6 protein-coding genes and 1 pseudogene are annotated in these 14,106 nt (G+C 65.3%); all 7 read left to right on the top strand.

The window, feature by feature from the left end; genetic code table 11:
* The first annotated feature begins 188 nt into the window (after window positions 1-188).
* Window positions 189-1,271 (top strand): ABC transporter ATP-binding protein, encoded by a 1,083-nt coding sequence (locus VFH65_RS22420; RefSeq protein ID WP_353324346.1) that lies wholly within the window; start codon window positions 189-191, stop codon window positions 1,269-1,271.
* Between the two features lie 35 nt (window positions 1,272-1,306).
* Window positions 1,307-3,490, top strand: coding sequence for a molybdopterin-containing oxidoreductase family protein (locus tag VFH65_RS22425; protein ID WP_353324348.1), 2,184 nt, complete (start codon window positions 1,307-1,309; stop codon window positions 3,488-3,490).
* Window positions 3,491-3,571: 81 nt separating this feature from the next.
* Complete coding sequence (locus VFH65_RS22430; protein WP_353324350.1) at window positions 3,572-5,317, top strand: alpha/beta hydrolase; 1,746 nt, start codon at window positions 3,572-3,574, stop codon at window positions 5,315-5,317.
* An 81-nt stretch (window positions 5,318-5,398) separates the two neighbouring features.
* Window positions 5,399-7,180 carry a hypothetical protein gene (locus tag VFH65_RS22435; RefSeq protein WP_353324352.1) on the top strand — a complete coding sequence of 594 codons (1,782 nt, stop codon included), beginning with the start codon at window positions 5,399-5,401 and terminating at the stop codon, window positions 7,178-7,180.
* Between the two features lie 36 nt (window positions 7,181-7,216).
* Window positions 7,217-8,929 (top strand): alpha/beta hydrolase fold domain-containing protein, encoded by a 1,713-nt coding sequence (locus tag VFH65_RS22440; RefSeq protein WP_353324354.1) that lies wholly within the window; start codon window positions 7,217-7,219, stop codon window positions 8,927-8,929.
* A 381-nt stretch (window positions 8,930-9,310) separates the two neighbouring features.
* Entirely contained in the window at window positions 9,311-12,796 is a 3,486-nt protein-coding gene (locus VFH65_RS22445) for a DNA-directed RNA polymerase subunit beta (protein ID WP_414688485.1), read from the top strand.
* 40 nt (window positions 12,797-12,836) lie between these two features.
* Window positions 12,837-14,106 (top strand): annotated as a pseudogene (locus VFH65_RS22450) (DNA-directed RNA polymerase subunit beta'); the annotation flags it as partial.

Consider the following 14,106-nt stretch of genomic DNA (forward strand, 5'->3'; position numbering starts at 1 on the left):
GGCCCAACCCCACAGTTGCGTCGGGGCGGGGCGGATCTAGCAAATAGGGGTCCCCACCAGGTCGTGTGGGGGTTCGGTCACAATGTGACCTCAGACGAGTGTTGCGGCTCGTGGGCGTAAGCTACAGTGACTCAAGCCACAGGCGGGTGGCGTGTGGCGGGGACCAGGCATTGGCGGAAGGATCGCGCGTGGGCATCGGAATTCAGGTTGAGGGACTGACCAAGTCCTTCGGGCCCCAGCGAATTTGGGAAGACGTCACCCTGGACGTCCCTGAGGGCGAGGTCAGCGTTCTGCTGGGCCCCTCGGGTACGGGCAAGTCGGTGTTCCTGAAGTCCCTGATCGGGCTGCTGCGCCCGGAGCGCGGCAAGATCATTGTCGACGGCACGAACATCATCGAATGCACGGCCAAGGAGCTCTACGAGATCCGCACGCTGTTCGGGGTGATGTTCCAGGATGGTGCGCTGTTCGGCTCGATGAGCCTGTATGACAACACTGCTTTCCCGCTTCGTGAGCACACGAAGAAGAAGGAAAGCGAGATCCGCAACATCGTCATGGAGAAGCTCGACCTGGTCGGCCTGACCGGTGATGAGAACAAGTTCCCCGGCGAGATCTCCGGCGGTATGCGCAAGCGTGCCGGGCTGGCCCGCTCACTGGTGCTGGATCCACAGATCATCTTGTGCGACGAGCCCGACTCCGGCCTTGACCCGGTCCGTACCGCGTATCTGTCGCAGCTGTTGATCGACATCAACGCGCAGATCGACTGCACGATCCTGATCGTCACGCACAACATCAACATCGCCCGCACGGTGCCCGACAACATCGGCATGTTGTTCCGCAAGCACCTGGTGATGTTCGGTCCCCGAGAGGTGCTGCTGACCTCCGATGAGCCCGTCGTTCGGCAGTTCCTCAACGGCCGCCGCGTCGGGCCGATCGGTATGTCGGAGGAAAAGGACGAGGCGACGATGGCCGAAGAGCAGGCCATGGTCGACGCCGGTCACCACGACGGCGGTGTCGAGGAGATCGAAGGTGTGCCGCCGCAGATCATCGCCACCCCCGGTCTGCCCGAGCGCCAAGCTGTCGGCCGCCGCCAGGCGCGGGTCCGCGAGATTCTGCACACGCTGCCGCCGGCCGCGCAGGAAGCGATTCGCGACGACCTCGAGGGCACGCACAAGTACGCCGCCCACTCGATTCCCGACGCGGAGACCGCGCGCCATCGCACCGCCGAGGACGACACGGACACCGCGTCTATCCCGGTAACGCGCGAGAGGTAACGCGGCGTGGGCGTCGATGAGCGCTTGCGCGAAGAGTGACGACGCAGGCGCACAAGCCGACGTTCTGCCGGATCTGCGAGCCGCTGTGCGGCATGGTCGCAACCGTCGACGACGGTCGGCTGGTCGCACTGCGTCCCGATAAAGACCACCCGCTTTCGGCTGGGTTCGCCTGCCAGAAGGGCATCGCCTTCACCGAGGTCGTCAACGACCCCGATCGCGTCACCACCCCGCTGCGCCGGACCTCCGATGGCTTTGAGCCCGTCAGCTGGGACGAGGCGATGGCCGACATCGCCGACAGGCTGGCCGGCATCCATCGCAAGCACGGATCGGGTGCTATCGGCTGGTACTACGGCAACCCGGGCGCGTTCAGCTATTCGCACACCCTGAGCCTGTCGATGTTCATGGCCGGGTTCGGCCCGCGCCTTCACGTTTTCACCGCGGGCTCCCAGGACGTCAACAACCGCTTCGTGGCCAGCCAGCTGCTCTACGGTTCGCCGCTGGCACTGCCGATCCCCGACGTGCTGCGCACCGACTTCCTCGTCGTCATCGGCGCGAATCCCGTTGTCTCCCACGGCAGTGTGCTCACCGTGCCGCGGATCAAGGACCGCATGCACGACATCGTCAAGCGCGGCGGCAGGGTGCTGGTCATCGATCCCCGCAGGACCGAAACCGCCGCGCAGTTCGAGTGGCTGGGCATCATTCCCGACGGCGACGCCTATCTCTTGCTGTCGCTACTGCATGTGCTGTTCGGCGAGAACCTCGTCGATCGGGCCCGACTGGCCCGCCAGGCCGAAGGCGGCGTCTGGCTCGAGCAGCTGGCACGGCCGTTCCCGCCCGAGGTCACGGAGGCGCGCACTGGCATCGATCCCGGCACCGTGCGGGCGCTGGCCCGCGACCTGGCGCGTACCCCCCGCGCCGCGGTCTACGGTCGCGTCGGCACCAGCACCGGCCAAAGCGGCACGCTCACAACGTATTTGCTCGATGCGGTCAACCTGGTGGCCGGCAACCTCGACCGACCCGGCGGCAGCATGTTCGGCCGGTTCGGCTTCCCGGGGGAGCGGTGGGCCATGAAGGGTCTGGGCGCGCTGCTGCGGACGATCTATTCGCGTAGGCGGTCTCGCATCGGCGGCTTCCCGTCGGTGCTGATGTCGGAGCCCGCCGGGGTGATGGCCAAGGAGATCACGACGCCGGGGCGCGGACAGGTGCGGGCGCTGCTCGTCAGCGCAGGCAACCCCGTGCTCTCGGTGCCCAACGGCGACGAATTGGAAGAAGCACTCGAGGGGCTGGAGTTGAGCGTCGGCATCGACCTGTACGTCAACGAGACGCTGGCGCACTGCGACTACGTGCTGCCCGCGACGACGATGTATGAGCGCGACGACTTCCCGCTGCAGTTCCAGACGCTGCAGCCCACGCTATTCCGCCAGGCCACCGAGGCCGTCATCGCTCCCGTGGGACAGGCCCGCGCTGAATGGGAAGTCATCGACGACATCACTCGACGGCTGTGGCGCCGCACACCCGGGTTGGCGGCCATAGCGGCGACGCGAAAGGCATTGGCGCTGTTCGGTGTTCGCTTGAGCCCACGGTTGCTCGTCGACGTCGTCATCCGCCTCGGCGAGGGTGGCGACCGGTTCGGCCTGCGGCGCGGTTTGAGCTTCACCAAGCTGACCAACGACCATCCACACGGCACCGTATTAGCACCGAACCTGCGCCACGGGGTGTTGCGCGACACCGTCGTCTACCGCGGACGCCGGGTGCGGCTACGGCACGACGAGATCGCAGCCGAAGTCGAGGCGCTGGCGCACCGGCGTGCGCCCGACGGCTATCCGATGCGGCTGATCGGCATGCGGGAGTCCCGCTCGGAGAATTCGTGGATGCACAACGCGCCGCTGCTGATGCGTGGCGACCGCGTCCAGTGCGCTCGCATACATGTCGACGACGCGGCGGCCGCGAACATCGTCGACGGCGATACGGTCCGCATCACGTCGCAGCACGGACAGATCGAATTGCCGGTGATGGTCACGAAGGACATCGTCGCCGGCGTCGTCGCTGTTCCGCACGGCTGGGGACACAAGGGCACCGGCGGGTGGCGCACCGCCAACGAGGCGGGCGGCGCGAACGTCAATCACTTGATGTCGAGCGCTCCTGAAGACATCGAGAAGCTGGCCGGGATGGCGCATTTGACCGGCGTGCCGGTTCGCGTGGAGCCGGCAGCCTCCTGACACTGGAGGCGTTTTCTGTAAACGGCCACCTGCGCCGACAACTCGCGATACCGTTTCCGCGATCGTCGGACGGGAGAGGTCATGATTGACCGGTTCTTGGTTTGGTTAGGTGCGGTCGTGGTGGCCGCTGGTATGTCGGCGGCGACGTTCGCCGGGGCGGCCCTCGCGGTCGCCGACGATGGCTCGACATCAGGCGCAGGCGGCGCAACGTCATCCGAGTCGTCGAATTCCGCTGGGAGCAACGAAGACTCGGCCAATGACGGGCCAAGCGACAACGAGCCGACAACGAATGACGACGCGGATGACGAGCCGCAGACCGAAAGCCCGGCCACGGCCCCCGACGCGGACGAGGAGGCCACGGACGAGGAGGGCACGGAGGAGGAGACCACCGAAGAGGAGGGCGCCGAAGACGTTTCACCTGGCTCGGATTCGGAGCAGACAGCGGCCGACGCAAAAGCCGAGTCCGACACCGCGGAAACCCTTCAGCCGTCAACCGAAACGGTGAACGCAAAGCCGGCCGACGCCCCCGACAAGCCACTCACCACCGTTACCGAACCCGCCGAGGAGGCGGTCGTCGACGAACCTGCCGAGACGAGCAGCGAACCCGCCACAGCTGAACCGGTTGTCGTCGTCGTTCAAGACGACGCCGCCGACATCCCGGAGGCCGCCGTCACCGAGATGGCGTTCGCGGCGACATCGAACGCGCTCGCGCCCACCGCCGCAGCACCTCAGGCGCCGTCGCTGATCAACGTGATCGGCACGCTCATCTTCAACCTCTATTCGTTCGCGACGCGAGTCTTCGGGGGGCCGCCGGTCCTTCCGCCAGGGAGCACGGTGACGGTGCGACAGTCGACATTGCACATCGACTGCGGCGACGGCTACGACGTGCCCGCGGACTGGTACATCCCCGCGACCGGCGCGGAACCGCCGACGAGGATGATCTATCTGCAGCACGGGTTCCTCGCCGCCGGTCCGTGGTACAGCTACACCGCGGCGGCCCTCGCCGAGCAGACGAACAGCATCGTCGTCGCGCCGTCGATCACGTCGAACTTCTTCGCGTGCGACGCCTGCTGGCTCGGTGCGGCGCCGATGCAGGAGGCGGTCGCTGATCTCTTCCTGGACAGCAACACGGCCCTCGCCGACAGCGCGCTCGCGGCCGGGTACACCGGGGCGCTGCCGGATCGCGTCGTCCTTGTCGGGCACTCACTGGGTGGCGGTCTGGTCGCGGCCACGGCCGGTTACATGGTCGACAACAACACGATCGACCGTCTGGCAGGCGTGGTCATGCTGGACGGCGTCGGAATGAACAACGCGGTGCCCACCGGGTTGGCCAAGATCCCCGACTCGCTTCTGATCTACCAACTGGCCGCGCCCTCGTACTTCTGGAACCAGTTCGGCGCCGCAAGCGAGGCGTTGGTCCAGGAGCGGCCCGATCGGTTTGTCGGTGTCGTGCTGGAGGGCGGCTCACACGTCGATGCGATGCAGGGCGGCAACCCGCTGATCCAGTTCGGGCAAGAACTGGTTGCCGGCTTCACACAGCCGCAGAACGTCGCGGCCGCAAAGATCCTCATGGTCGGCTGGATCAACGACATGTTCGCCGGAACCCAGGACGAGGGTATCTACGCGCAGCCCGGCGACGTGTTCACGATCAACACCCCTGCCGGACAGGCCACCGCACAAGCGCTGCCTTCCTCCCTGACCAAGCCGTTCCTGTTGAACGTGCTGCAACCGTTCGTGACGGCGGTGATGGGCTTCTTCACGTTCGAACCGACGTGCGTCGCCGAGTCGATGGCTACCGCCCGCTGCACGGGTTCGATGGCCGCTTGACACAATCAGCGCTCTGTGTAATTCGTCCCCAAGTCAAAGAACCCCGGCTACTGTTTGCTGCGTCGGGGGATGGGAGACGGCATGGCCTGCCGGTTCGTGGTGTGGGTGAGTGCGGGCATTCTGACTGCTGGGCTGTCTGCGGCGTTGATCGCCGGGGCCGGCGTCGCTGCCGCCGAGACTGAGAATGGGTCGGACGCCGGCGGCGCGACGTCGTCTGAGTCAACAAATTCGACTGCAGACGAACCGAATTCGACCAAAGACGATGAAGCCGCGGATCCCGAACCGACAGATGACGCCGCCGACGATACCGGCGACCCAGCAGACGGCCCCGATGTCGTGGATCCGGCAGAACCGGCCGACGACGACGACCTTCCGGCGACGTCCGATCCGACCGCGCCGTCCGACGAGCCGACCGAGTTGCCTGAGGACCCGGTAGCCCAGCTGCCGGCCGACGAAACAGAGAAGCGTGTGTCGAACGACCACACGACTGCGGGATCCGAAATCGATGAGACGGTCGTAAACGGGCTCGACGAGGCGGCCGTGACGACTGAGCCGGACATCAAAGAGGAACAACCCGTCGCCGAAGCGAAGGCAACGCAGGAAACCACAGCCGAACCCGAGACGGCGTCGGTTCCTGAAGTTCCCGTGGTGCCAACCGTCACCGAATCTGTGGACTCCGTCGTCACGGCGCTCGCATTCGCGGCCCCGGAGCCAGCGGCCGCCGCCGCGCCCGCGGGACCGACCCTGATCAACGTCATCGGGACGCTCTTCTTCAGCGTGTTCGACTTCGTGGTGAAGCTGGTCGAGGGTCCGCCAGTGATTCCGCCCGGCGCCAACGTAACGGTGGGCCGGTCCTCCCTGCGCATCGACTGCGGGGACGGCTACTTCACGGACGCGGACTGGTACTTCCCCACGGAAGGCGAACCGGACAAGCTCATCTACCTGCAGCACGGCGCCTTCGCTCGAGCGGGCCTGTACAACGTCACGGCGGCGGAGTTGGCCGAGCGCAACAATGCCATCGTCGTCGCACCGTCGATCACCACGAACTTCTTCGCGTGCGACGGATGCACGCTCAGCGGCGAACAGATGCACGCAGCTGTCGCCAAACTGTTCCTTGAAGACCGCGCAGCGATGCTCGCAAGTGCACAGGCGGCCGGCTTCACGGGAACTTCATTGCCGCAGCGTTTCGTCCTCGCCGGACATTCGGGTGGCGGCCAAACCGCCGGTGGCGCGGCGGGCTATTACGCTCAGTTCGCCCCGGCCGATCGGCTGCACGACATGGCCGGGGTTCTCCTGCTCGACACCTCGCATGTGGGTGGAGCGATCGAGCGCGGCGTGGGCAAGATTCCGCTCGACATCCCCGTCTATCACATCGCAGCCGCCCCGGCTGTGCTGAACACCTACGGCGGGATCAACGAGGTGTTGGCAAGGGTGCGGCCGGGATTCGTCGGCGTCCAGTTGATTGGCGGCGTTCATGCGGATGCGTGGCAGTCCACCAACGCGTTCGCCGAGTTCATCGTCGGCCTTGGCACCGGTTTCCCGACGCCGCAGAACGTCGAGGCCGTCCAGGTCGTCACGCAGGGTTGGATCAGCGACTGGTTCAACAACACGCACACCGACGAGTTCTACGGTGACCGTGGCGACGTGATCCCGATCGAGACGCCAGCCGGGCTCGCGCAGGCTTATGTGATTCCCGGACCGGCGCCCCAGCTCACGATCATCGACTACATCCTCAAGGCGCTCATCGAATCGACGGCGATCCTCAGTCAGTTCAGCGGGAACTGCGCAGCTGACCCCGGTACTGCATCGACGCTTGGCGCAGAGACGCTGAAAGGCGCATGCACAGCTTCAGGAGTGAGCTAACGGGGGCACCACCCCAATCGTCGGACAGGAGTCGGTATGACGGATCGGTTTTCGCTTTGGTTGGGTGCGGGTGTTGTCACGGCGGGCGTTTCTGCGGCGACCATCGCCGGCGCCGGCCTCGCGGCCGCAGACGATGGCTCGGCGGCGGGTACCGGCGAGAAGACCACCTCTGAATCGTCGAATTCCCCTGGGGCGAAACCAGATTCCAACGACGACGGGCCTGCGGCGGGCGGCTCCGGTGTTGAGTCGGACGACCCGACGGACGCCGACGATCCCGGTGACGGCACGGGTGACGAACCGAACGACGCGGACGTAGCCAACGACCGCGACGAGGCAACCAACAAACGCCGCGACAATGACCGGTCGACGCAAAACGAGCAGCCCGGCCCGCAGGACGGGCGCTCGGCTCAACCCGCTGTCGACACGGTCGAGTCGAGCACTGAAACGGTGGATGAGCAGTCAGCGCTCGAGGAGGCGAGCGATCCGCTGGATCAGCCACAGCCCGTCCCCGACGAGGTCACCATCACGGAGACACCGGTGGCCGAGTCCGATGCGCAGGGCGACGCAGGACCGATGTCCGGGCCGGAGAAGCCCGACATCGTCCAGACCCTCGCCGGCGCGGTGTCGTCGATAGTCACCACACTGCTGAACCCGTTCGCCACGAGCACCGCGCCGCAGGTGCCCGCCGCGCAGCCGCAGATGTGGACGCTGGCGGCAGCGGCACGACGCGAGTTCGAGACCGGTGCCGTGTCGCCGTCGCTGGCCGAAGAAGTTGCGCCCATTGAGAACTCATTGACGTATACCCCCGGACCAACGTTCTTCGACCAGATCTCCCTGGTGGTGCACGAGGTCTTCCGGGTGATCACCAAGATCACCGGTGTGAACGTCTACGCCACCATTGGCGGGTTGCTGGCCAGCGACAGCCCGCCGTTCTTCCTGACGTTCGGGTTGGATACGCGGCAGACGGTGTACACGCCGGACGACGGCGCCGAGTGGCGGGTGTGGGAGTTTCATCCGCCCAACCCGACCGGGAAGACCGTGGTCGCACTGCACGGCGGGGGGTTTGTACTCGAGCCCCAACTACTGCACTGGATCGACTACACCAACATGGCCCGTGAGACCGGCGCCACCGTGGTCGTGCCCTTGTACCCGTTGGCGACGACCGAGGCGGGCCGGGCCACCGTCGTCATCCCCGCCGCGGCGGACTTCATCTCTCACCAGATCGAGTTGAACGGCGCCGAGAACGTCAGCGTGTACGGCGACTCGGCGGGCAGCCTCATCGCGATGTCTGCGGTGCGAGAGTTGTTGCTCGCCGGCAAGCCGGTGCCCTCGAGCATGGTGCTCGTGTCCATGGTGGCCGATTCCTCATTGCAGAACCCGGACATCCGCAACGTCGACGATCCGATGTTCGACCTCGACAATCTCGATGCGTGGGACTCCCATTGGTACGACGGCATCACCGATCGACGAGATCCGCTCGTCAGTCCGTTGTTCTTCGAGGCCGAGGTCCTCGAGGGATTGCCCCCGACCACGATCTACGTCGGGGAGCGAGAGATTCTGTATCCCGACACCCTGCTTTTACACCAGCGGGCAGTCGAGGAGGGCGCGCCGATATCGGTGGTGGTCGGCACAGGGCAGATTCACGACTGGCCGCTGACCGGCTTGCCGATCTACTCCCAGACGGTGGCGGTGCGTCCCGACGTCTACCGCAAGCTGGGGCTTACCGCGGCGCCGCAAAGCGCGATTTGACGAAAGAACTCCACACCAAACACCGCGTTATCTCTTGACGGAAGGCCACAAACGAGCCAGTCTGTTGGGCAGCATGTATGCACGGGTTGAGGACGCCAGCCAGCGCCCGGTTTTCCCTAGCATGCGGTTGGATCGTGGATGTTGAGGAATACGCCGTCCTGCGGTACTGTTGGACGTTGCGCTGGCTGCATCCTGCCCACTAAAACCCGCACCTGACACCGATGTCCTGGCCTGAGCTCCGCTCAGTGACCTAGTCGCGTGCCGTGCGTACGGGAGGGCTTGGGCTTGATAAAGCCAGCCGAACCGACGCAGATATAGCGACGAAATGGAACCGGCACCCCGGCTTTCCAGAAGTCGCATGAGGTGCTGGAAGGATGCATCTTGGCAGGGTCCCGCCCCAACAAGTCCGCAGTAGCTACCACCAATAACTCCGTCCCAGGAGCACCCAACCGAATTTCATTTGCCAAGCTCCGTGAACCGCTCGAGGTTCCGGGGCTTCTCGACGTGCAAACAGAGTCTTTCGAATGGTTGATCGGCTCGGACCGTTGGCGTCAGAACGCCAAGGGTCGCGGTGAAGTCACCCCGGTCGGCGGCCTCGAAGAGGTGCTCGCCGAGCTCTCGCCCATCGAGGACTTTTCCGGCTCGATGTCGCTGTCCTTCTCCGATCCGCGCTTCGACGAGGTGAAGGCCCCGGTCGACGAGTGCAAAGACAAGGACATGACGTACGCGGCCCCGCTGTTCGTCACGGCCGAGTTCATCAACAACAACACCGGTGAGATCAAGAGCCAGACGGTCTTCATGGGTGACTTCCCGATGATGACCGAGAAGGGCACCTTCATCATCAACGGCACCGAGCGTGTCGTGGTGTCCCAGCTGGTCCGGTCGCCGGGTGTGTACTTCGACGAGTCGATCGACAAGTCCACCGAGAAGACGCTGCACAGCGTCAAGGTGATCCCCGGTCGCGGTGCCTGGCTGGAGTTCGACGTCGACAAGCGCGACACCGTCGGTGTGCGCATCGACCGCAAGCGCCGTCAGCCGGTCACCGTGCTGCTCAAGGCGCTCGGGTGGACCAGCGAGCAGATCACGGAGCGGTTCGGCTTCTCCGAGATCATGATGGGCACGCTCGAGAAGGACAACACCGCAGGCACCGACGAGGCGCTGCTGGACATCTACCGGAAGCTGCGCCCAGGCGAACCGCCCACCAAGGAGTCCGCGCAGACCCTGCTCGAGAACCTGTTCTTCAAGGAGAAGCGCTACGACCTGGCCCGCGTCGGCCGCTACAAGGTCAACAAGAAGCTCGGCGTGCACGTCGGGGAGCCGATCACCAGCTCGACGCTGACCGAAGAAGACGTCGTCGCCACCATCGAATACTTGGTGCGGCTGCACGAGGGCCAGACCAGCATGACGGTGCCCGGCGGCGTCGAGGTTCCCGTCGAGGTCGACGACATCGACCACTTCGGCAACCGTCGCCTGCGCACGGTCGGTGAGCTGATCCAGAACCAGATCCGGGTCGGCCTTTCCCGCATGGAGCGCGTCGTGCGCGAGCGCATGACGACTCAGGACGTCGAGGCGATCACGCCGCAGACCCTGATCAACATCCGTCCCGTCGTGGCGGCGATCAAGGAGTTCTTCGGCACCAGCCAGCTGAGCCAGTTCATGGACCAGAACAACCCGCTGTCGGGTCTGACCCACAAGCGCCGCCTATCGGCGCTGGGCCCCGGCGGTCTGTCCCGTGAGCGCGCCGGCCTCGAGGTTCGCGACGTGCACTCCAGCCACTACGGCCGGATGTGTCCGATCGAGACGCCGGAAGGCCCGAACATCGGCCTGATCGGTTCGCTTTCGGTGTACGCGCGGGTGAACCCGTTCGGCTTCATCGAGACGCCCTACCGCAAGGTCAACAACGGTGTGGTCAGCGACGACATCGAGTACCTGACCGCCGACGAGGAGGACCGCCACGTCGTGGCGCAGGCCAACTCGCCGATCGACGACAACGGCAGCTTCCTCGAGGAGCGCGTCCTGGTTCGCCGAAAGGGTGGCGAGGTCGAGTACGTCTCCTCGACCGAGGTCGACTACATGGACGTCTCGCCGCGCCAGATGGTCTCGGTCGCGACGGCGATGATTCCGTTCCTCGAGCACGACGACGCCAACCGTGCCCTGATGGGTGCCAACATGCAGCGCCAGGCGGTTCCGCTGGTGCGTAGCGAGGCCCCGTTGGTCGGCACCGGTATGGAGCTGCGCGCCGCCATCGACGCCGGCGACGTCGTCGTCGCCGACAAGGCGGGCGTCATCGAAGAGGTCTCCGCCGACTACATCACCGTGATGGCCGACGACGGCACCCGGCACACCTACCGGATGCGCAAGTTCGCTCGCTCCAACCACGGCACCTGCGCCAACCAGCGGCCCATCGTGGACGCCGGCGAGCGGGTGGAGTCCGGTCAGGTCATCGCCGACGGGCCATGCACCGAGAACGGTGAAATGGCGCTCGGCAAGAACCTGCTCGTGGCGATCATGCCGTGGGAAGGCCACAACTACGAAGACGCGATCATCCTCTCCAACCGTCTGGTCGAAGAGGACGTGCTCACCTCGATTCACATCGAGGAGCACGAGATCGACGCCCGCGACACCAAGCTGGGCGCCGAGGAGATCACCCGGGACATCCCGAACGTCTCCGATGAGGTGCTGGCTGACCTCGACGAGCGCGGCATCGTCCGCATCGGTGCCGAGGTCCGCGACGGCGACATCCTGGTCGGCAAGGTCACCCCGAAGGGCGAGACCGAGCTGACCCCGGAGGAGCGGCTGCTGCGTGCCATCTTCGGTGAGAAGGCACGCGAGGTCCGCGACACGTCGCTGAAGGTTCCGCACGGCGAGTCCGGCAAGGTCATCGGCATCCGGGTGTTCTCCCGCGAGGATGACGACGAACTGCCCGCCGGTGTCAACGAGCTGGTCCGGGTTTACGTCGCGCAGAAGCGCAAGATCTCCGACGGCGACAAGCTGGCCGGACGCCACGGCAACAAGGGCGTCATCGGCAAGATCCTGCCCGTCGAGGACATGCCGTTCCTGCCTGACGGAACGCCGGTCGACATCATCCTGAACACCCACGGTGTGCCGCGACGGATGAACATCGGCCAGATCCTGGAGACCCACCTGGGGTGGGTGGCCAAGAGCGGCTGGAAGGTCGACGGTTCACCCGAATGGGCGAGCAAATTGCCCGAGGCGCTGCTCGAGTCGGAGCCGGGAAGCATCGTGTCGACGCCTGTGTTCGACGGTGCCCGCGAAGAGGAACTGCAGGGACTGCTGTCCTCGACGCTGCCCAACCGCGATGGCGACACACTCGTCAACGCGGACGGCAAGGCCATGATGTTCGACGGCCGGTCCGGCGAACCGTTCCCGTACCCGGTGACGGTCGGCTACATGTACATCCTCAAGCTGCACCACTTGGTGGACGACAAGATCCACGCCCGCTCCACCGGCCCGTACTCGATGATCACCCAGCAGCCGCTGGGCGGTAAGGCGCAGTTCGGTGGCCAGCGGTTCGGTGAGATGGAGTGCTGGGCCATGCAGGCCTACGGCGCGGCGTACACGCTGCAGGAGCTGTTGACCATCAAGTCCGACGACACCGTCGGCCGGGTCAAGGTGTACGAGGCGATCGTCAAGGGCGAGAACATCCCAGAGCCGGGCATTCCGGAGTCGTTCAAGGTGCTTCTCAAGGAACTGCAGTCGCTGTGCCTCAACGTCGAAGTGCTGTCGAGTGACGGCGCGGCGATCGAGATGCGCGACGGCGACGACGAGGACCTGGAGCGCGCTGCTGCAAACCTGGGAATCAACCTGTCGCGCAACGAATCTGCTTCTGTTGAGGATTTGGCCTGACGGCCTTAGTTACTAAACCCGAAAGGGGAAAGGGAGTTACGTGCTAGACGTCAACTTCTTCGATGAACTCCGCATCGGTCTTGCCACCGCGGACGACATCCGCAATTGGTCCTTCGGCGAGGTCAAGAAGCCGGAGACCATCAACTACCGCACGCTCAAGCCAGAGAAGGACGGCCTGTTCTGCGAGAAGATCTTCGGACCGACTCGCGACTGGGAGTGCTACTGCGGCAAGTACAAGCGCGTCCGCTTCAAGGGCATCATCTGCGAGCGCTGCGGCGTCGAGGTCACTCGCGCCAAGGTGCGTCGTGAGCGGATGGGCCACATCGAGCTGGCCGCGCCCGTCACGCACATCTGGTACTTCAAGGGTGTGCCCTCGCGTCTGGGCTACCTGTTGGACCTGGCGCCGAAGGATCTCGAGAAGATCATCTACTTCGCGGCCTACGTCATCACCGCAGTGGACGACGAGATGCGGCACAACGAGCTGTCGACGCTCGAAGCCGAGATGGTCGTCGAGAAGAAGGCCGTCGAGGATCAGCGTGACGCCGATCTGGAGGCGCGGGCGCAGAAGCTCGAGGCCGACATGAAGGAGCTCGAGGACGAGGGCGCCAAGTCCGACGTCAAGCGCAAGGTGCGTGACGGCGGCGAGCGGGAGATGCGTCAGCTTCGCGACCGTGCCCAGCGTGAGCTGGACCGGCTCGACGAGATCTGGACCACCTTCACCAAGCTGGCCCCCAAGCAGCTGATCGTCGACGAGGTGCTCTACCGCGAGCTCGTCGACCGCTACGGCGAGTACTTCCAGGGCGCCATGGGCGCGGAGTCGATCAAGAAGCTCATCGAGAACTTCGACATCGACGCCGAGGCCGAGTCGCTGCGCGACACCATCAAGAACGGCAAGGGCCAGAAGAAGCTTCGCGCGTTGAAGCGGCTCAAGGTCGTCGCAGCGTTCCAGAGCAACAGCAACTCGCCGATGGGCATGGTGCTCGACGCGGTTCCGGTGATCCCGCCGGAGCTGCGCCCGATGGTGCAGCTCGACGGTGGCCGCTTCGCCACCTCGGACCTCAACGATCTGTACCGCCGCGTCATCAACCGCAACAACCGGCTGAAGCGACTCATCGATCTGGGCGCGCCCGAGATCATCGTCAACAACGAGAAGCGGATGCTTCAGGAGTCGGTGGATGCGCTGTTCGACAACGGCCGCCGCGGCCGCCCGGTCACCGGGCCGGGCAACCGTCCGCTGAAGTCGCTGTCGGACCTGTTGAAGGGCAAGCAGGGCCGGTTCCGCCAGAACCTGCTCGGTAAGCGTGTCGACT

Source organism: Mycobacterium sp., assembly GCF_035697385.1.
GTDB lineage: Bacteria > Actinomycetota > Actinomycetes > Mycobacteriales > Mycobacteriaceae > Mycobacterium.